We start from the raw sequence: 19250 nt of genomic DNA, 5'->3' as shown, positions 1-19250 counted from the left end.
GCCGACTAGCGGGGGAAGACCGTAATCGCCGCACCACGCTGATTGGTGGGGCTAATGGCAACGGACGCTCCCAAACCTACGGCCGCATAGGTGAGAGCTGCGTGAAGATTCGCGCCGCCCGTCAGGGTGTAGCGCGTTGCTGATGAAACCGGTACCGTCATCATTTTTCCGGCCGCGATGACGATCGTGAGATCCGAGCCGGCAGGGCTTGCGAGCGTAGCGGTAATGGACGCACTGGTGGGGTTGTAGAGCGACAACGTGGCGCTCGGACCCGTACCGACAGGGATGAGAGTGTCGCCGGTCAGCGATAGAGAAGATGCATGCCAAGCGAAGTCGCCCCCCGTAATGGTGGGTGAACTTTGCGTGGGTTGTGCTGCCTGCGACTGCTGAGGTGCGACCCCCGAGGTACCGCCGTTAAAGCCTTCCCCTCCACCAGCGGCCGGTGTTTGGGGAGTTGCCGGAGCCGCGCTGGAGACGGGAACCGGGACCACAACCACACCGTCAGAGGACGCGGCCTGAACAGATCTAACGCCCGCAACAATGGGCTTCGAGCCGGTTACGACGACGGTATAGACGCCATCCGTGATTCCGGTAAAGGGCAGTTGAAGGGTGTGGTGCGCTTCGATTGTGGTGCGAATCTCAACGGGCTCGGTTGCGCCACCAATGACGGTGAGGACCACATCCGATGCCTCGGCACCGGGAACCGCAATTCGAATGGTCGGTTCAAGATCGTTGATGACCAACCCTTTTTCGCCACTGTCTTGCGCTGCGAGACCGGTGAGCGCCACCCCGGTCATGATTTGCGTGGTGTTAGGCGACGCAGACGGTGTGATGATGTCGACACCGCCCGGCACCAGTGAGCGAATGATGCTCTGCTGAAGGGCGGCGTGCACGAGACCCCCGGTAGAGATGACGTGCACCACAGGACTTATCTGGTTGGGAGCGTACGCGGCAAGAGACAGGACCCGTTGCTGACCGGGCTCGACCAAGATTCCGGTAGCGCCCGGGGTGCTCACCGCGCCATTGTCGCCAAAGATTTCGAGAGCCACGGAGGCCGTAACCGCCGTCGGGTTGCTCAACAGGAGCAGCGTGGTTCTTCCAACTTCCGTAGCGCCACCGACCAGCCACGCCTCACTGGAGGCATCGGTGCAGGGGGCTGCCGCCAGACCCGCAATATCTTCGGTCGCAACCTGTTGCAGCTGCATGCCTGCCAACTTGGGCTGCGTGTCGGCTTCTCCTGCAGGGGGAACCGTGAGAACGGAGGGAGCCGTGACCGAACCCGATTGAGTCACATTCACGGCGTCAAGCTGACGCGTATTCACGGTCGCCCCCACGGCATCCGAGAAGATGGTCGCGGGTCCTGCCGCAAAGTATGTGGTCGTATCGCCGACTTGCGGCAGAACCTGAAGGAGGGGTCCCGCGCACACTCGCGACTGCTCACCAGCGGCCGGGAGGACTTCGACGGGGGACGTCACGGCTGTATACGCCGGAAGTGGCAACAGGCACGCTGCCGCCACAACCACGGTGGCCACACCAACACCCACGAGCCCGGCAAAGCCCGTCAGAGAAGCGCGGAGGAAGCTAATTTTGCTCGTCATCGTTCTCACCTGCTAGAGGGTCGCTCGCGCCGACCGGAATATCATCGGAGGTTTTGGCAGAATCTGATTCGCGCGCACGGCCCGAACCAATTCCCGAAGTCACGAGTTCGCGCTTTGGTCGAATATCACCGCGAGGTGCCCCCGTGGGGATGGCCAAGAGCAACGTCAACACAATGACAAGGGCTTGGCCCCCAACAATGAGAAAGAGCAGGGGTTCCGTGGCCGAATGAGGCATCTGCGCCCCGGGTGCCGTGCCGATTCCACCGGCGAAACGCCACAGCAGGCCTGTGTCCGTCACACCCACGGTATCAATGTCGGGATTCGAATCTAGCGCGGTCTTGACCCGATTGGACGCGCTCTGGGCGGCACTGGAAGCGGGGGTGCCACTGGCGGTTTGAGGGGCCGTCAACACGATGAACCCAATCCCAAGATCGGTCAACTGCGCAACGGAATCTTGACCACTGTTGGAAGACAAATTGCCGACAAGGTTGGCTAGTCGCTGGTCTTCTGTAGAAAAAGAGATGCGCGTTGTGACCAACGTGGAGATACCATCGAGCGTCGGGCCCGTTCCTCGTGCGAGGATCGCGCCGAGCCCGCCCCCGGGTTGCGGGGTCAGGACGAGCGTTCCCACTCCAGGGTCGAGCTGCGCTTGCGCCACAACATAAGCGGGAAGGACCTTGCCGTTTCCTGCGAATACCGCGGCTGCGCCCATGTTCATTGTCACCAAGAGCGGGAAGGCCAAAAGGGAAACGGCCACGATTCCCACCACGGCCGGGTAGACGGAAAACTTGCGCAACACGCTCATCCCCGTTGCCGCCGCGACGACGAGACCAAGCCACAGGAGGCTCAGGCCGGCGCCGGCCCAAAGGGGCACAACTTCGCCACCCGCAAAAGCAACCTCGAAGCCCGAAGCCATGACGGCCGTGATGAGCCCGAGAAGTGAGATCCCCAAGGCTATTTGTGCGCGAATCGGATGGGCCGAGAACAAGCCGGCAATGGCGAGTGCCGCGACAACACCTACAAGAATGAGAACGAGAAGGCTCGCCGCGGGTGCCGCCCACGGCAACGCTGCAGTGGCTTCAAACCAGCCACCCAGGCCCGCGGTGGGGAAACCCAGGGCCACCTGCCAGCTCGGGGCTACCGCATAACCGACTACAGCACCGGGGTCGCTGAGAAGACCCAAGAGGTTGCCGGCCAGGAGTTGCGTCACAAAGAGCGGAGCAAACAAGACGGCGGCCGGGAGGGGAATCGCGAGATAGCGCGCCACGTAACGTCCCGTTAAGATAACGGACCCTAACCAGACGGCAAGCAGTGCTGGCGCGAGCGAGGGTGCGCAGGCAATGACCGCAGCGAAAAGGAGGGCGGTGGTTGCCGAAGACGACCACGACCGTGCCGATCGAATTCCCGCAAAGAACAGCCACGGCAAAAAGAGGTGCACCAGAACAGCTGCCGGGCGGCCGTCGAGCAAGGCGATGATGAGAGTCGGCGACAGTCCATAGGCAATGGCGACAAAGGCCCGAATCCCGGCACGCTCCGTCATTCGGGATGCCAAGAACCACGCACCCAAGCCAGCTACGGGGAGGGCCGCAAACCAGAGGAGGACAAGGGAGAACGAGGGCTGCCACCACGTGATGGAGCCCAGAACAGCCACGACACCGGCAAAGGGGTCGGCGGCACCGATCACCCCCAAGGCGTTATCGCGCCAGCCGTAGCCAACCTGCTGCCACAGGTCCAGTGGGCTTGCCCCCAGGGGCAAAAGGGCGCCACCGGCAAGGTTTGCAGCTCCGAGCAAGGGAGAGAAAGCGGCGATGGAGACAGCTGCCAACGCCAACACGGACCAGCCTCCACCGGTTGCAAAGAAATGCACCGGTCGTTTCTCGCCGTGCACAATAATGTGGGCCGTCTCTCGGGCCAAAATGCGACGGCGGCGCACTTCCGCCGGAGACATGCGTAGGGCCGCGATGGATGACCACTGCGCCCGGCGCGAAACTTTGAGGGAACGACGCGCGCGTCCAACAGCGCCACCGGAGAAACCCGCGGCAGCCGCGGCACGGAATTCGCCACCGACAGCTCCGGGATTCTTAGCTAGCAGTTGCCCCAGGGACCGAATTATGGCCGAAGGAAGGAGTCCCAACCAGTGCCAAAAAACGGTGCCGCCGGGGACATAAACCAGACGACGATAGAGTTCGGCCGAACGACGCAGCCGGGCGATTCTCTTGCGAGCACGCACGGTCACGGCCTCCGGAAGACCGATAACGCCGTCGCCCGCAGTCAGGACCCGCGCGGAAGGAACGACAATGATGCGGTGGCCCGCCAGCCGTGCGCGAACGCAGAAGTCGAGCGCATCATCCACGTCACGCAAATGTGAGTCGAATCCGCCGAGCTCATGCCACAGGCTCTGACGCATCAGCATCCCGTTAGCTCCCACGGCCATAACGTCACTGAGGTTGTCGTGCTGGCCTTGATCCAGCTCATCCGTGACCAGGGAAACCGTGCGACCGCCCCGAGTGAGGGTCAGGCCAAATTCACGAATGTGATCGGGCGACGCCCAATCCATCTGTTTAGGCCCGGCGATGCCAACGGAAGGTGAGACCTCGAGGGCTCCGAGAAGCGAGGCGAGAGCATCGGCTGAAGGGGCACTGTCTTGTGCCAGCAACCAGAGAAAATCATCGGGGCTGGAGGCAACGGGGATGACGCGCGCAGCCAGTTCGACCGCCTCACCGAAGGTGATCTTGTCACTGAGCGAAATGATCTGGGCGGGGCCAAAAGCGAGTAGCTGTGGTTTTGCCGCGCCTTTAACCGAGTTGTCGACGGCGAGAACAATATCCGGACGGCGCGTCTGAAGACGAAGCGCCTCGAGGGTGCGCGCGAGATGTTCCCCACCTTGCTGGGCAACAATAATCGCCGTGACTCTCGGATTCATTGTTGTCAGCCTAAGTTGCGAAATCAGTCAAACGCCTGAAGCCACCGGGCGTGGCGAAGACGTCAGGAAAAAGTGACCCTAGGCGCGACGACGCAGTTTGCGGCGCTCACGTTCACTGAGTCCGCCCCAGATACCAAAACGCTCATCGTTGGAGAGCGCATACTCGAGGCAGTCATTGCGAACTTCGCACGTGGTGCAAATCTTTTTTGCGTCCCGAGTGGATCCGCCCTTTTCGGGGAAGAAGGACTCAGGGTCTGTCTGAGCACACAGTGCATCAGCTTGCCAGGCGAGGGGATTGTCATCAATCTCAGGCTGACGTGCTCCAGGTACCCCCAAACGAACTGGATCAATGAACCAATTGTCTGGTACGCCAGCGCGATATTCCGGTGCCATATCGAACTCCCGTCCTGTTGTGTATCCCGACACGCCTTACTGGCGCTTGACTAATTACATCGTTGTCATTCGATTCCGTCAAGTCGAGATTTCTGGAGTTTCAAGCAATGCTCGAAAGTTGCGAATAATCCCGCGTTTATTGACCAAAAACAGGGGTCAAACCCCTTCTAGCGGCGAATATCTCCCCGATTCCCTCAAAATTTATGGCGCCCTCGTCGGGTGTGACAAAGAAAAAGTCGCCTCTTCTCACGGACACCGAGGAACTCTTGCCCGTCATTTCTATCGCGCCTTCGGTGCAGATAATGATGGCCGGGCCATCGAAAGTGATCGGTTCGTGCTCCCGACCGCTGGCGCCCTCACGAACTACGTGGAGGAGAGCGAAATCGCTCAACCCTGGGTCAAAAATCTCAATCCCCGGCGTGAGCGCCCGGGGCGCCAGCCTGGGGACAGGCAGCGGTTGGCATTGCGTGATGGTCAGGAGTTCTGCGACATCAATGTGCTTGGGGGTGAGACCTCCGCGCAAGACGTTGTCGCTCGTGGCCATGAGCTCCACGCCCAGGCCCCGGAGGTAGGCATGCATGTTGCCGGCCGGCAGGTACAGAGCCTCGCCGCGGGCGAGGCGTACGCGATTCAAGAGAAGGGCAAGAACGATTCCCGGGTCACCGGGGTATTCGGCGGCGAGTTCCCGCACGGTAGCCGCTGCAGCAACCGCACCAATCGCAGTTGGGCTAGGGGCTGAAGGAGCGGATGCCGTAGCAGATGCCTCGGCGAATACGACTGTCGTCGCGACGTCAACGCACTCACTCACGAGCTCGAGAGTCCCCTCGGAACCCGTGAGCAGCCACTGGAGGGCCCACGCATTGGCCGCTTCATCGGTGGCGAACGTTTCGAAGGTTGCCGCAAAGACCTCGAGGACGTCCGCCGACAATTTCGCCGAATGGGCTATGACGATGAATTCTCGAAGAACTCTCAGAGTTTCTTCCCGTGGGCGAAAACCACACAGGGCGTCGAACGTCGGACTCAGGGCAACGATGAGCTCAGGCTTATGATTGCGATCTTTGTAGTTGCGCCTGAGGGCGGTCAAGGGAACCCCTGCTGCGTTCTCGCGATCGTATCCGTCTCGGGCCTGCGCAATGGTGGGATGCGCCTGCAGTGAAAGAGGATGGTCAGCAGCCAAGATCTTGAGCAAAAAACCAATCTTCAGCTCGGGTTTTGCGGCCACCCACTCTGTGAGGGTGGAATAGCCGCCAACCTGCGCGGGGTTAGCAATGCGCGTCGGCGAGCCCGAATGGGTTCCGAGCCACAGCTCGGCTTCAGGACCGCCCGAAGCCTTACGCCCTAGAAGCTCGGCGATTGCTGTAGTCGAGCCCCAGGCATAGTCGCGCGGGGTGTTCTCGAGGCGAACGAACATGGCGGGGATTCCTTCTCACGACGCGCAGGGGAGCAAAAGATACCCCGACTTTTGTGGGCGCCAAACAAGAAAAACTGTGTCGAAGCGACGCCCATTGTTCACGGTATCAATTGCCGCTGACATCGCGCCCATGACTCGCTAGCCTGTGGCCATGACGTTTACAACACTGTCCTCAGATTTTTTTGGGCTCGAGGCGGGCCTCGCCGACTATGAAAAGGCGAAACTGGCCGAGTTGCGCCATTACCTCGAGACTGACGTCAAACCGGTGGTCAACGATCACTGGGATCGCGCTGAATTTCCGAAAGACATCATCGCCGGGCTCTCCCGTGTTGGCGTCATTGGCATGGCTTTTCCCGAAACGTGGCCCTTCGAAACCACCGCGGTCTTTCGCGGCTGGGTCGCCTTGGAGCTCGCACGAATCGACGCCAGCGTCGCAACCTACGTGGGCGTTCAAAACGGTCTGGCCATGGGGGCCATCGGCGTCTGCGGATCCCCTGAGCAGCGTGCCCAGTGGCTACCGGGCTTGGGCTCCGGCCAGATTGTGGGAGCCTTCGGTTTGACCGAGCCGCTGTCGGGCTCTGACTCCGCGCAGGGTCTGCGCACCACGGCCGAAAAGCGCGGCGACACGTGGGTCCTCAATGGCGAAAAGCGGTGGATTGGCAACGCCACGTTTAGTGACATCTGCATTATCTGGGCTAAGGATGTGGCCGATAAGCAGGTGAAGGGCTTTATCGTGCCCACCAACACTCCGGGCTTCGTCGCCACCAAGATTGAGCGCAAGCAGTCGTTGCGCATCGTGCAAAATGCCGACATTGTCCTCACGGATGTTGTCATCCCCCATGCCAACAAGCTGGTCAACGCCAACTCGTTTGCCGACACCGCCACCGTGCTTCGACTCACACGTGGCGAGGTTGCGTGGGCCGCAGTCGGAATTGCCGTGGGCGCCTACGAGGCTGCCCTGGCATATTCCAAGGAGCGCATCCAATTTGGGCGTCCGATCGCCTCCCACCAGCTCATCCAAGACCTTTTGGTGAAGAGTCTGGGAAACATCACCTCATCGCTGGCGTTGGTGCAAGAGACATCCAGAATGCAGGATGCTGGAACCCAACGTGATGAGCATGCGGCCCTAGCCAAAGCCGTCGCCACTACCCGGATGCGCGAAAGCGTGGCGTGGTGCCGCGAGATTTTCGGCGGAAACGGGATCGTGCTGGATTACGACGTGGCCCGATTCTTTGCTGATGCGGAAGCACTCTATAGCTACGAAGGAACGCGCGAAATGAATACCCTCATCGTGGGCCGCGCCATCACCGGACACGCTGCCTTCGTCTAACCTGTTAGCTATGCCCCTGAGCAAGATCAGTAATGCCCATACCGGCCTGGCCGTCGCTGCCTTTGCGTTGCTCTTCGGTGGCCACGGCATTCTCGTGTTCCTTACCGGGGATTACTTCCTGGCCTTGCTGGGGTTGGTCATCTACTTCGTGATGGCTCTTGCTTTCGCGATCACGTATGCCGTTCTGCTGTGGCGCGCCCGACGCCGAGTCTCCTTGAGACGTCTTCCCGTAACACTGCTCGGCTTCCTACTCCTGGTCATCGTATCCATCGCCTGGTCACCCGACCGCGTCACGAGTATTCTGACGGCTGCGGTGCTGGTGCTCACGACCATCATCGGCCTGGGCATCGCCCTTCTCTTGCCGTGGCGTGACCTGATCCGGGCACTGGGCACGACTCTCCGCTGGCTCCTAGCGCTGTCTCTGGCGTTCGAAATTTACGTCTTCGGGTTCGGAAACGGCAACGGTTTCGACAACGGTTTCTACAATGGCTTCGACAACGGCGTCATTCACGGGATTGTGGGCGCCGGGAACGAACTCGGATTCCTCGCACTCATTGCGTTGATTGTGTTCAGCCTGCAACTCGTCGATGGCACGGTCTGGCGCATTTGGGGGATTGCCTGGCTAGCTGTCGCCCTTGGAACCCTGGCGCTCACACACTCGCCGACGGTCTTGCTCCCGGCTGCCGCCGTTTTGTTGGTGTTGGGCTTTGCCCTGTGGGCTCGCGCCACCAGCCCCCTTGCCCGGCGTGGCGTCTACGCCGTGGCGGCACTCGTGTTGCTCGGCATCGGGACCTGGGGAGTATTCGGAGTCCTGACCGGCGGGCTCACAATCTGGAACATCCCGAATACGTGGCGGGATATCTGGGGTCGACTCGGCATTATCGGCCTGGTTGTCTGTGGTTTTTTCGTGCTTTCTACGACCTGGCGTGCATGGTTTGTGGCCATCGATCGCCCCCGCTGGGATCTCAACGATCAGCGCCCTTTTACGGCAAATTCGCTTTTGCCGTTGCTGATCCTCGTCGCCCTTCTGACACAGAGTGTTCTCAGCAGACCGCAGCTTGATCAGTCCGGATGGGCGCTCCTGGTGATCTGTGCCGTGATGATGAAGTCGCCCGGTCGAGTTCACGGCGCTCGCCCCTAACAGTGGGCTCAGGCTTTTTATGGCCGAGCTAAGGTGCCGAGCTTGGACATGGCGTCGAGCTGAATCTTTTCGGCCGCCGGGGCATCCGCGGGCGAGCCAGCAGACACCGTCAGGCGCCGCTTGGCAACGTCGAGGCTGACGGTCGCCAAGGTGGCCCAGCGTTCCCCTAACGTCGCGCCCGCTGAGGGGATGCAGCACAGGTCGGCGAGGTCGCCGGGGTACGAAACGAGAAGGGGCACAAGCTCCAATGCCTCCATGGGAATCCGCGCAGCGTCGCGTGTTCGCTCTTCGAGCATCTGCATCCGCAATTGGGAATCTGGGTCGTACAACCCGGGCTTTTCGCCCTGAGCGAGCGCCGGGTCCAAGAAATGATTCGTGTGCAGCAGGACACCTTCGGTGGGGCGCACAACGGCGGCACCGTGGGGATTGAGCTCGATGGTCGCTGCGCCGCCGGGGCCGAGCAACGTCACGGCGCTCGAGGTGCTAACGGGGGCTCCCCGCAGGATGTTCAAAGCCTCGTCAAACGTCGATGCTTCCGCCAGGACGCGGGCGCCGACGAGGTGAACGGGTACACCGCCAGGCTTGTCGTCTTGGTGGCCCAGGATGTTCAACATGACGCCGATTCCGGCATCGTTCACGCCAATTTTGCTCAGGATGCCGTGTTCCGTGAGACCGACAAAACTATGCGCTGCCCCGCTCACCCGCTGCAGATGCCAGCCGGCCGACAACTCCTCGTGCCAGTCCCAGGTCTGTGAACCGACCGGGGTGCCGCGCGTACTCACGATGGTGGAGCACTCCCCCGGTTTGGCCCCGCGCGCAAGAGAGAGAATTTCGGTACGAGCATTCAATGAGGCGATTTCCCAGAGCGGAAGTCCGCTGCCCTCGGCGGTTCCCCGCATTTCCTCTGCGAGGGCGATCGACCAATTCTCGGTGGCCGCGATGGATTCTTCGGCGTAGCGGCGGACGTCCGCGCGCTCAATTCCGACGGCGGTAAAAAGCTCGCGGTAGATGCGACTACTCGTGGCAATGGCATCCCGAATGGCGACACCGCGTTGACGACCCCGTTCGAACGGTTCCGCGGCATCCAAGGTGACAATGGTGGGGGTGGTCGTCATAACTTTTCACTTTCGTCGCGTAGTGCTCGAATTACGCCTCGCTGGGGCTTCCAACCAGGCCGGGGAGCACACTCCAGAAGGAGCTGAGTGTAGGGATGCTGCGGTGCGCCCAAAACATCGGCCGTAGGGCCGCGCTCAACAATGGCGCCCTTGCGCATGACCACGACGTTGTCGGCGATCTGCTGGACGACCGTGAGGTCATGGGTGATGAACAGGTAGGTGAGACCCTGCTCCTGTCGGAGTCGGGTAAGAAGGTCCAAGATCTGGGCTTGAACGGTGACGTCCAGGGCTGCCACCGATTCATCCAGAACGATGACCGAAGGTGATGCCGCGAGGGCACGAGCAATAGCGACACGTTGACGTTGGCCACCCGAGAGTTCACTCGGCAACGCGTCAAGGTGCCGAGCTTCCAAACCCACTTGCTCGAACAGCTCGGTGCACCGCTCGGCTCGAGGACCGGCTCCCAGCGTTGAATGAATACGAAGAACCTCATCGATCGCAACGCGCACGGGAAGTCTACGGTTCAAAGAGCTCTGAGGATCTTGGAAAACCATTTGAATCTGAGACGATCTCCGCTGGCGTTCGCGCCTCGTCGCCCGACCGGAGACGAGACGTCCCCCGACCGCGACCGTTCCGGAATCGGCAGACTCAAGGCCGACAATGATGCGCCCTAGCGTCGTCTTGCCCGACCCCGACTCGCCCACGACGGCCATGCAGGTTCCTTTTTCAACAATAAGGTTTACGGCGTCCAACGCGAGAACCGGTCCGCTGGAACGCGTGCCCCGGAACGTCTTCGTGAGATGTTTGACGACAATGGGAGAGGACATCATGCTGTCGCGCCTTTCGAGCCATGCCAGGCAATGCTGGCGGGACGCGAGGCCATGAGTTCACGCGTGTAGGGATGCCGAGGATTGTCTCGGAGCTGATCTGGTACGCCGTCTTCGACGACGACGCCATCTTTCATCACGCTAATACGGTCGCACACAGCGGCAGCGAGATCGAGATCGTGCGTGACAAAGAGCATGGCCATTCCCAGCTCGCGGCGGCAGTCATCCAGGATCGCCATCACCTCAGCTTGGGTGGTCACATCCAATGCCGTCGTGGGTTCGTCGGCAAGCAGCAACTTTGGGTTTCCGGCGATCGCGCCGGCGATCACGACACGTTGCAACATGCCACCGGAAAGCTGATGCGGATACGACCTCAGGACGCGATCAACGTCATCGATTCCCACCTGTTCCAGCAATTCTCCGGCCCGCAGTTTTGCGGCGCGCGTGGGCATGCCCTGAGCGTCATGCATGCCTTCGACGAGATACCGCCCGACCGCCAGTACGGGGTTCAAGACGGCATGCGGGTTCTGGGCAATCATCGCAATCTCGTGCGACCGAAGGCGTCGAAGGGGCTCGCCGCTCAACTCCAGCACGTTTGTGCCGTCAAAAGTGATCCGGCCCGTTACGGTGGACCCGTCCGGTTCGATTCGCAGAATGGAACGAAGCGTCATTGACTTCCCGCTACCAGATTCCCCGACGATGCCCACGGATTCTCCCCGACCAACGGTGAGGTTGACCGAGTGCAAAACCGGGATTTCTTCCCGCTGCGCTCTGATAGTGAGGGACAGGTTTTCGATGCGTAACATCAGGCTTTCCTCCCTGCCGCGGCACGGCCGCCGAGGCGTTCCCCCACGTAGCCGAGCGAGGCCACCGTGATGACAATGCAGAGTCCGGCCAAGATGCTCTCGGCAGGGTATCCATTGAGCAGTGACTGTTGACCGTTCGAGATCATCAGCCCCCAATCGGCCTCTGGCGGCTGAACCCCGAGCCCGAGAAACGACAGTGCCGCCAGCTCGATCATGGCGAAACCAAAGTTGATCGTCGCTCCTGTGATGATCAGCGGCGCGATATTGGGCATCAGATGCCGCATGGTGATCACCGTGCCGGAGATGCCCTGGAGCTGCGGTGAACGAATGTACGGCAAATTGCGTTCGCGCATGGCCTGACTCCGGATGACGCGCGCGGTATAGGGAATGTACGCAATGGCGAGAGCCAGAGCGGCGGTCGTGAGGCTCGGCCCAAACACCGCAATGGCCAACATGGCCAAAAGGAGGTTAGGGAAGGCGAACAGGAGATCCAGAACACGACTGAGTCCCGCATCCACGAGGCCACCCCACCAGACAGCGATCAAAGCAATACCGGTTCCAAAGATCGCCGTGACCACGACCACAATAATGGGGCCGGTCAGGCTCGAACGCGCTCCCCACAACAGACGCGAAAAGATGTCGCGGCCGGCCTGATCCGTTCCAAGGAGGTGCACGGCACTGCTCCCCAAATAGCGCTGCGTGACGGAGCCCACGGTGGGGTCGAAAGGGGCAATCCAGGGAGCAAACAACGCCGCCAACAAAACGATTCCAATGAAACCGATGGCAATGCATCCCAGCACCCCCATGCGATCAAAAATACGAGCCATCATGCGCGCACCCCGCGAACTCGGGGATCGATGGCGGCGTATAGAAGATCGACGAGGAGGTTCATGACACCGAACGCGGCGACCAAAATAATGGCGATGGCTTGGACCACCGCAAAATCTTTGCGCTGCACGGCGTTGACCAGAAGTGTGCCAATTCCGTCGAGAGTGAAGGCGTACTCCACCACGAACGATCCGGCGATGAGCCCAGCAATGTGCACGCCTACAATCGTGGTGACGGGCAGCATCGAGTTGCGAATGACGTGGCGACGAACGACGAGAGCGTTGCGCACCCCCCGAGCGACCGCCATGACGGAGTGCTCCGAGCCACGCTCCTCACGAATGGACGTGCGCGTGATGCGGGCAACGACAGCGGCGGAGGGGAGCGACAGTGCCACTGCCGGGAGTGTGAGATGCCAGACGCGATCGAGGAAACCTTCTCCCGAGCCGAAGACGGGGAACCACCCCAAGCTGACGCTGAAGATGCTCATCAGAATGAGAGCCGCAAAGAACGTGGGGATGGCGAACCCTAAGTTCGAGGTGAGGATGATGACCTTGTCGACAACACCGTCGCGCAGGCCCGCAATCACGCCGAGACCGATACCGAAAATGACAATCAGGATGGCGGCCATCGCTACGAGCATGAAGGTGGTGGGAAGGCGGTTCGCGAGGAGTTCGCCGACATCTTGGCGATTGGTGAGCGATAGGCCAAAGTTTCCCTGAAGTACGTTGACGAGCCAGTTCCAGTATCGAACGAGAAACGGGTCATCGAGGGAATACTGCTGGCGGATAGCGGCGAGCACATCGGGGGAAACCGTTCGACCTTGAACGAGAAAATTTTCGGGGCTTCCGGGGGCCGCGTACATGGCGGCGAACACCAGAAAGCTGGAGGCGATGAGCACCCCCACAAGGGCCAAAAGTCTTCGAACAATAAACATGCGGACCCTCTTTTTTTATTTCTTGGCGTTGAGCAAAGGAAACCGTGAGGGGGCATGGTGCCCCCTCACGGGTGAACTACTTACCTGATGCGCCGAGGTCAGCGGCCCAGGGGTAGTAGAGGTAAACGAACGACGCAGGAACACCCGTCACTCGATCACTCATGAACAGTCGTACCGAAGGATCAACAATGGGAATCCAGGGCAACTCAGCCATAGCGAGAGCCTGAATTTCGTTGACAATCGTGGCACGCTCGTCGTCGGTAGCCGCAGCAGCTGCCTGATCGAGCAAACCGTCAATTTTCGCGTTGCTGAAGCCGTTGTAATTCTGAGATCCGCCGGTGCCGACGATGGTGCGCAGGAAGGCCAGGGGGTCTGGAACATCCATGTAGTTGTTCGTGACGAAAGCATCGTGACCGGCACGCGCTGCGGAATCTGAGAAGAACGCACCGAACTGAGCGCTAGGAACGCCCTCTGGTTCGACCGTCAGCCCAATGGAGCGGGCACCGTTCGCAATTTCCGAGATGATGTCGGCGTAGTAGGTGCGCTCGGAGGGGTAGACAATCTTGATCGTCTGGGTGATATCCACCGTTGCGCCCTCAAGAACCTTCTTGGCTCCTGCGATATCAACCGTTGATGCAGGCAGTGCCGCGCGGCCCTTTTCAAAGGTGCTCGCACCGTACGACCAGCCATTGTTGGGGACCAGCGAAGATGATGCCGTGGCCGTTCCTTCAAAAACGGTTGCCGCAATTGCGTCACGATCCGTGGCCATCATGAGTGCCTGACGAACGGCGGGGTCAGCGAATGCGCCGTTTCCCGTACCAATGATGGCAACGAGTTGAGTTGAACGTCCGAGATACAGCGTTCCGTTCGTGGCACCTTTCAGGGCTGTGATGGCACCGAGGGGAACATCATAGGAACCGTCGATGGCGCCGGTCGTCAACGCATTCGCGATGGCAGCGGAGTCAACGATGAAGTTGATGTCAATCTGGGCGGTCTTGGCCATCTTGGTCGGGTTCCAGTAGGAGTCATTACGCATCAACGAAATGGACTGGCCTTGGTTCCAATCTCCGACGGAGAAGGGGCCGGTGCACATGACCTTGCCAGTGGGCGTTCCGAAGTTTTCGCCGGCTGCTTCGCGGAATGCCTGGGAGACGACGTTCCCCACGGGAGTCACCATGTAGGAATTGAATGTGCTGTCGGGCTTGGTGAGGGCAACGGTAACTTCCCAATCGCCCGTCTTGGTGATGGACGCAATGTTGTTGACAAGACCGCCGGCCCAGTAGCTACCCTCATCGGGGTTCAGCTGGCGATTGAGGCTAAAGACGACATCGTCGGCCGTCATCGCGGTTCCGTCCCAGAACGTGACGCCCTGGCGAATTGTGTAGACGAACGTCGAGGCATTGGGGCTCACGACTTTCTCGGCCAAACCGGGAGTAATCGTGTAATCCGGCTGCAGTTGCATGAGCCCCTCGCAGAGGTTTGCGACCACAGTGTTTTCGGGGTAGTTGAAGGCCTTGATGGGGTCCAACGATGCCGGCTCCCCCATCGGGAGGTTCCAGGTAGCCAAGGCGAGGTCACCCGTGGCAGCGGGAGTCGTGACGAGCAAGTCATTGATCGCCAGGCCGGGGGTGGCAGTGGTGGCTCCGGCGGAACACCCGGTGAGGGCGAGTGCCAGAACCGCCAGAACGGCGACTGCTTTCTTCTTCTGTTTCATGAGGGGCTCCTTGTTATGACGGATGGATTGGTGAATTGAACAAGAACTCTTTTATGTAACCTAATCGCACAAAACGTTTTGTGCGAGCTTTTTACAAAACGATTTGCTAATCGTGATAATCCGGTAATGTGCCGTATATGACTGCAGACAGGGACAGGCGACGCGCGACCATCCATGACGTTGCGCGCCACGCAGGAGTTTCCATCACCACGGTTTCTCATTCCCTCAATACGAAGGGCATCGTGGCCGCCGCAACGCGGCAACGTGTTTTGGATGCTGCCGCGGCCCTGGGTTATAGCCCCAATCCCATTGCCCGGCGTCTGCGGGGTAACCGGCTGGGCGTCATTGGCCTCGTCATTCGCCCGCTTGATTCGCTGGAGACCTACCAGCCCGAGGGAGTTGACTATTTCGTTCGTTTCGTCGGGGCCGCCGCTGTCGAGTCCCTGGATCGCGGCTTTGGTCTGATGCTCGTGCGCGACCCCACGAAACAGAATGCTCCCGCCATTGCTCTCGGCGTGGATGGGTTCATTGTGTGCGACCCGGTGGGCAACGACCCCGTGATCGAGTTGCTCGATCGAAGCGACATCCCTCTCGTCACAGTCGGGAGAGACATCGAGCGCCCGAATTTTGAAAATTGGCTCGAATCCGGCGGGGTCACCGATGCCACCGTGGTCTTCGAACACTTGAGCGCCCAAGGGGCCAAACGGATCGCCTTGGTGACGGGAACTGATGACAACGCATGGTACGCCGACAGCATGCAGGCATACGCGGAATGGATACTGGCGCATCCCCAAGACGCCATTGTGTATCACCAAGATGAGACCACTGGCGAAACGGGTGGCCGCGTCGTCGCCGACGCGATGCTGGCCGATGCGCGGGGTCTGCCCGATGCTGTTTATTTTCTGACAGGCCGTGGGGCAGCTGGACTGCAGGCACGCTTTCAGGAGCGAGGCCTTGAAATTCCAAGGGACCTCTTGATCGTCGCCGGTTCAGATGCCGAACAAACCCGCAGTGCCGTGCCCACCATCACCTCGGTTGATCTGGCCCCCGAAGAAACTGCCCGCGCCGCCGTAGATTTTTTGTTACGAAGACTGGACGACGAAAACGCCGTCGCGCCACCGCCCGTACAGAACACGCTGCGGGTGCGCGGTTCGACAACACGCCCTTCGGCGTAGGCATCGACCAGGCAAGTTTTAGTTGATGGCCGGAGTTGCCGTAGGCGTCGGCGGGTAGAGAACCTGGTTGATGTACGCCTGGATAGCCGGGTAATCCGGGAACTCCGTGTCCACGGGGAAGTCTGGATTGGCGGGCGTCAGCGCAATCTTTGTCGGGGGCACCGCGCGCGTTTTCATGCCGAGATCCACGAAATACCCGAGCATCGATTGCGGAATATTTGTCTTCACAACTTGAGTTCCCGCGGCAGCGATATCTTGGAATTTCGCCAAAACATTGGTCGGCGTCATCTGCTGGAGAAGCGCCGTCTGCAACTCCTGCTGGCGCACCATGCGGTCATAGTCGCCTTCGCCGCCCCAGCGTGATCGCGCGTACCAGAGTGCGTGATAGCCATCGAGGTGCTGCGGGCCAACCTCAATCCATTCGGCAACGTTCGCCTCGGACGTTTCGGGTTCCGCGATTGCTACGCGTTGGGTCACGTCAATGGTGACGCCACCGAGCGAGTCAATCAACTCGCTCAGACCCTGCATGTCGATCAAAACGTAATACTGAATTGTCAGTCCCGTGATTCCCTCGGCAGCGTCTTTCATTGCCTCGATACCGGGCGACGAGCCCTCCGAAACAGCATTGGGGTACAGCTCGGGGTGGTCCATCTCAGCAGCAACGTAGACCGTGTTGAGGCAGGCCCAGCGCGTACAGTACTCGCCAGAATCTTGGCTATACCCATTGGGATAGATACTCAACATGGGCGAACCCGCCGAGAAAGGAATGGACTGAAGGTCACGAGGGATCCCAATTATCGTGGCGGCCCCCGTTGTGGCATCAATGCTGACAACCTGCGTCGTATCGGGGCGCAATCCGTCCCGGTCAGGGCCCGCATCCCCGCCGAGCAAGAGAAAGTTATACCGGCCGTCTATGGGCTCCTGCGTCGGCCCCGCAACGAAAATTTTTGACAGGGCACCGTTCAAGCCCCCCGTGAGCGTCCCGGCGTAAGCGATTCCTCCCGCCGAGAGCACGAGCATGACCACCGAGAGTCCCGCAATCCAACCGCGGGCGGAGGGCGTGGTCTTGACGATCCGCACCAAGCGCAATGTGTCAAAGGTGAGAACGACCCAAAGAATAGCGTAGAAGAACATGGCCATCTGGCCCACAAAAAGGCTGACGTTCCAGGTGCCCAAAAAATAGACGGATGTCGGCCACAGGAGATACAGGACGAACACGACGATCACGATGCCCCAGGCCGTCAGGGTCGCTCGCAGCCCAAAACGGCCGAGACGTTGGTTGCCCGCCATGGTCTGCGCGGAGCCTGGGAGAAGGAAATTGAGCACCACGAGCCACCAGCCACGGGTCGTCATGACCTTCGCGGAGCTGGAATCGGGGTAACGCATGGGGCTTGACATCGTCATAGTTGAGATTTGAGCGCCCGGTTCTTTTCTTCCACCGTGAGGGCGAGGCCTTCGGCGTACTCTTCGAGGCGCGCCAGCAGGATGGGGTCGCTGGTCGCCAAAATTTTGACGGCGATCAGCGCCGCATTCGTCGCGCCACCAATGGAGACCGTGGCCACGGGCACCCCGGCAGGCATTTGCACGATCGACAGGAGTGAGTCCATGCCGTCAAGACGGGAAAGGGGAACCGGAACGCCAACGACAAGAAGCGGTGTCACGCTCGCGAGCATGCCGGGGAGATGGGCCGCGCCACCGGCACCGGCAATGATGACCTTGAGCCCGCGCGCTACAGCCGTTTTGCCAAAGGCAATCATCTTTTCCGGCGTGCGATGCGCCGAGAGTACTTCAACTTCGTGAGGGACGCCGAAGTCATTCAACACGGCAACGGCCGCACTCATGACGTTCCAATCGGAATCGGAACCCATGACGACGGCGACGAGCGGGCGCAATTCAGGCATGAGCTTAATGGTAGGTGTCAGTGCTGGAAGAATGCCGATGCGCCACGCGCTTGATAGGCAACGTCTGCTAGGTCATCCCCCGAGGCGGTGACATGCCCAACCTTTCGTCCGGGCCGCCCCTCCTTGCCGTAACTGTGAAACTTTGCCGTGGGATGCAACTTCATGGCTTGCGCATAACGCGAAGGTAACCCGCCCGCTTGTGGACCGCCCAGGATGTTCACCATGACACTAAACGGTTCCGTCATGCCGGTTGCTCCAAGAGGTAAGTCAAGAACGGCCCGCAAGTGCTGCTCAAATTGACTCGTGGTCGACCCATCAATGCTCCAGTGACCGCTGTTATGAGGGCGCATGGCCAGTTCATTCACCAGGATGCGGTCATCCGTAGTCTCGAATAATTCGACGGCCATCACCCCGGTGACGTTCAAGCCTTCGGCAATGTCAGCGGCAATCTGCGCAGCGACGTCGGCGATGCGTCCCGCGGAGTGGGGCGCCGGTGCGATGACCTCACTACACACACCGTCTTGCTGAACGGTTTCGACAACCGGCCACAGGGCAAGTTCGCCCGAGGGACGCCGGGCGACAAGCTGAGCCAATTCACGGCGGAACGAGACGAGCTCCTCGAGTAAGAGGGACTCTCCCGGGGCGAGGGCGGTGAGCCACTGCGTGATATCAGCCGAAGACGTGATGATGCGAACGCCCTTGCCGTCGTAGCCGCCGCGCGCCACTTTGGCCACAGCTCGTCCACCATATTCAAGTAGGAAAGAATCGACCTCGGCGGCCGTGGACGCTTTTGCCCAGCCAGGAACGGGAATTCCCAGCGCCGCCAACCGCTCCCGCATGAGGAGTTTGTCTTGCGCAAAAATGAGGGACTCTGGGCTGGGCCGCACCCTAATTCCCCGACGGACAAGCTCGGTCAGAACGGCTTGGGGGACATGCTCATGATCAAAGGTGACGACGTCGCAGCCTTGCGCGAACGCGAATACGGAGTCCACATTGGTGTAGTCGCCAATGGCCGTGGCCGCCATTTCGGCTGGTGAACTCTCACTCTCAGCAAACACTCGGATTTCAAGCCCTAGATTTATTGCTGGAGGCACCATCATTCGGGCCAATTGGCCCCCGCCAATAACGCCAACTACAGTGTTCATTGCTCGCCT

The 19250-nt window shown here is 60.3% G+C and carries 16 protein-coding genes; 3 read left to right on the top strand and 13 right to left on the bottom strand.

The window, feature by feature from the left end; all coding sequences use genetic code 11:
* Positions 1–5: 5 nt before the first annotated feature.
* The 4 genes from FB555_RS06335 to manA all read right to left on the bottom strand — a co-directional run bounded on the left by FB555_RS06335 (position 6) and on the right by manA (position 6325).
* Positions 6–1598 (bottom strand): DUF5719 family protein, encoded by a 1593-nt coding sequence (locus tag FB555_RS06335; protein WP_182484638.1) that lies wholly within the window; start codon positions 1596–1598, stop codon positions 6–8.
* Positions 1582–4521, bottom strand: a complete 2940-nt coding sequence (locus FB555_RS06330) for a glycosyltransferase family 2 protein (protein WP_182484637.1) — start codon at positions 4519–4521, stop codon at positions 1582–1584. The genes FB555_RS06335 and FB555_RS06330 overlap by 17 nt, the downstream gene beginning before the upstream one ends.
* Before the next feature lie 78 nt (positions 4522–4599).
* Positions 4600–4914 (bottom strand): WhiB family transcriptional regulator, encoded by a 315-nt coding sequence (locus FB555_RS06325; protein ID WP_182484636.1) that lies wholly within the window; start codon positions 4912–4914, stop codon positions 4600–4602.
* 136 nt (positions 4915–5050) lie between these two features.
* Positions 5051–6325 (bottom strand): mannose-6-phosphate isomerase, class I, encoded by a 1275-nt coding sequence (manA, locus tag FB555_RS06320; protein ID WP_182484635.1) that lies wholly within the window; start codon positions 6323–6325, stop codon positions 5051–5053.
* A 151-nt stretch (positions 6326–6476) separates the two neighbouring features.
* Here manA and FB555_RS06315 point away from each other — a divergent pair, with 151 nt between their 5' ends.
* Both FB555_RS06315 and FB555_RS06310 read left to right on the top strand, forming a co-directional pair.
* On the top strand, positions 6477–7655 hold the full coding sequence (locus FB555_RS06315; protein ID WP_182484634.1) for an acyl-CoA dehydrogenase family protein: 1179 nt from the start codon (positions 6477–6479) through the stop codon (positions 7653–7655).
* A gap of 10 nt (positions 7656–7665) precedes the next feature.
* Positions 7666–8796: a hypothetical protein gene (locus tag FB555_RS06310; RefSeq protein ID WP_182484633.1), complete on the top strand. Its 1131-nt coding sequence runs from the start codon at positions 7666–7668 to the stop codon at positions 8794–8796.
* 17 nt (positions 8797–8813) lie between these two features.
* Here the strand turns inward: FB555_RS06310 and FB555_RS06305 are convergent, their stop codons facing one another.
* From FB555_RS06305 to FB555_RS06280, 6 genes are all read right to left on the bottom strand, one after another.
* A complete protein-coding gene (locus FB555_RS06305) occupies positions 8814–9911 on the bottom strand; it encodes a C45 family autoproteolytic acyltransferase/hydrolase (protein WP_182484632.1) in 1098 nt (365 codons plus the stop codon).
* Positions 9908–10741 carry an ABC transporter ATP-binding protein gene (locus FB555_RS06300; RefSeq protein WP_182484631.1) on the bottom strand — a complete coding sequence of 278 codons (834 nt, stop codon included), beginning with the start codon at positions 10739–10741 and terminating at the stop codon, positions 9908–9910. Before FB555_RS06300 ends, FB555_RS06305 begins: the two co-directional genes overlap by 4 nt.
* A complete protein-coding gene (locus FB555_RS06295) occupies positions 10738–11544 on the bottom strand; it encodes an ABC transporter ATP-binding protein (protein WP_182484630.1) in 807 nt (268 codons plus the stop codon). The genes FB555_RS06300 and FB555_RS06295 overlap by 4 nt, the downstream gene beginning before the upstream one ends.
* Positions 11544–12374 carry an ABC transporter permease gene (locus FB555_RS06290; RefSeq protein ID WP_246323628.1) on the bottom strand — a complete coding sequence of 277 codons (831 nt, stop codon included), beginning with the start codon at positions 12372–12374 and terminating at the stop codon, positions 11544–11546. The genes FB555_RS06295 and FB555_RS06290 overlap by 1 nt, the downstream gene beginning before the upstream one ends.
* Entirely contained in the window at positions 12371–13306 is a 936-nt protein-coding gene (locus FB555_RS06285; RefSeq protein ID WP_182484629.1) for an ABC transporter permease, read from the bottom strand. Before FB555_RS06285 ends, FB555_RS06290 begins: the two co-directional genes overlap by 4 nt.
* 76 nt (positions 13307–13382) lie before the next feature.
* The gene (locus FB555_RS06280; protein ID WP_182484628.1) at positions 13383–15020 is read right to left on the bottom strand and encodes an ABC transporter substrate-binding protein; all 1638 of its coding nucleotides are present in this window, start codon (positions 15018–15020) and stop codon (positions 13383–13385) included.
* 137 nt (positions 15021–15157) lie between these two features.
* Here FB555_RS06280 and FB555_RS06275 point away from each other — a divergent pair, with 137 nt between their 5' ends.
* Positions 15158–16195, top strand: coding sequence for a LacI family DNA-binding transcriptional regulator (locus FB555_RS06275; RefSeq protein WP_182484627.1), 1038 nt, complete (start codon positions 15158–15160; stop codon positions 16193–16195).
* Positions 16196–16213: 18 nt separating this feature from the next.
* On the opposite strand, the gene FB555_RS06270 is transcribed toward FB555_RS06275, so the two are convergent.
* From FB555_RS06270 to FB555_RS06260, 3 genes are read right to left on the bottom strand one after another with little or no spacing between them, the layout of a single operon-like run.
* Entirely contained in the window at positions 16214–17599 is a 1386-nt protein-coding gene (locus tag FB555_RS06270) for an LCP family protein (RefSeq protein WP_182484626.1), read from the bottom strand.
* Positions 17596–18096, bottom strand: a complete 501-nt coding sequence (purE, locus tag FB555_RS06265; protein WP_182484625.1) for a 5-(carboxyamino)imidazole ribonucleotide mutase — start codon at positions 18094–18096, stop codon at positions 17596–17598. The genes FB555_RS06270 and purE overlap by 4 nt, the downstream gene beginning before the upstream one ends.
* 17 nt (positions 18097–18113) lie before the next feature.
* On the bottom strand, positions 18114–19241 hold the full coding sequence (locus FB555_RS06260) for a 5-(carboxyamino)imidazole ribonucleotide synthase (RefSeq protein ID WP_182484624.1): 1128 nt from the start codon (positions 19239–19241) through the stop codon (positions 18114–18116).
* Positions 19242–19250: the final 9 nt, after the last annotated feature.

The sequence above is a fragment of the Alpinimonas psychrophila genome, from assembly GCF_014137865.1.
GTDB lineage: Bacteria > Actinomycetota > Actinomycetes > Actinomycetales > Microbacteriaceae > Alpinimonas > Alpinimonas psychrophila.
This window is presented reverse-complemented; position numbering and strand designations above follow the sequence as displayed.

What these genes read in the sequence shown, in the direction of transcription:
- FB555_RS06325 (WP_182484636.1), bottom strand. Translation starts at nt 4,914, where the DNA reads ATGGCACCGGAATATCGCGCTGGCGTACCAGACAATTGGTTCATTGAT.
- FB555_RS06315 (WP_182484634.1), top strand. Translation starts at nt 6,477, where the DNA reads ATGACGTTTACAACACTGTCCTCAGATTTTTTTGGGCTCGAGGCGGGC.
- FB555_RS06310 (WP_182484633.1), top strand. Translation starts at nt 7,666, where the DNA reads ATGCCCCTGAGCAAGATCAGTAATGCCCATACCGGCCTGGCCGTCGCT.
- FB555_RS06290 (WP_246323628.1), bottom strand. Translation starts at nt 12,374, where the DNA reads ATGATGGCTCGTATTTTTGATCGCATGGGGGTGCTGGGATGCATTGCC.
- FB555_RS06335 (WP_182484638.1), bottom strand. Translation starts at nt 1,598, where the DNA reads ATGACGAGCAAAATTAGCTTCCTCCGCGCTTCTCTGACGGGCTTTGCC.
- FB555_RS06270 (WP_182484626.1), bottom strand. Translation starts at nt 17,599, where the DNA reads ATGACGATGTCAAGCCCCATGCGTTACCCCGATTCCAGCTCCGCGAAG.
- FB555_RS06260 (WP_182484624.1), bottom strand. Translation starts at nt 19,241, where the DNA reads ATGAACACTGTAGTTGGCGTTATTGGCGGGGGCCAATTGGCCCGAATG.
- FB555_RS06295 (WP_182484630.1), bottom strand. Translation starts at nt 11,544, where the DNA reads ATGTTACGCATCGAAAACCTGTCCCTCACTATCAGAGCGCAGCGGGAA.
- FB555_RS06305 (WP_182484632.1), bottom strand. Translation starts at nt 9,911, where the DNA reads ATGACGACCACCCCCACCATTGTCACCTTGGATGCCGCGGAACCGTTC.
- FB555_RS06285 (WP_182484629.1), bottom strand. Translation starts at nt 13,306, where the DNA reads ATGTTTATTGTTCGAAGACTTTTGGCCCTTGTGGGGGTGCTCATCGCC.
- FB555_RS06275 (WP_182484627.1), top strand. Translation starts at nt 15,158, where the DNA reads ATGACTGCAGACAGGGACAGGCGACGCGCGACCATCCATGACGTTGCG.
- manA (WP_182484635.1), bottom strand. Translation starts at nt 6,325, where the DNA reads ATGTTCGTTCGCCTCGAGAACACCCCGCGCGACTATGCCTGGGGCTCG.
- FB555_RS06330 (WP_182484637.1), bottom strand. Translation starts at nt 4,521, where the DNA reads ATGAATCCGAGAGTCACGGCGATTATTGTTGCCCAGCAAGGTGGGGAA.
- FB555_RS06280 (WP_182484628.1), bottom strand. Translation starts at nt 15,020, where the DNA reads ATGAAACAGAAGAAGAAAGCAGTCGCCGTTCTGGCGGTTCTGGCACTC.
- FB555_RS06300 (WP_182484631.1), bottom strand. Translation starts at nt 10,741, where the DNA reads ATGATGTCCTCTCCCATTGTCGTCAAACATCTCACGAAGACGTTCCGG.
- purE (WP_182484625.1), bottom strand. Translation starts at nt 18,096, where the DNA reads ATGCCTGAATTGCGCCCGCTCGTCGCCGTCGTCATGGGTTCCGATTCC.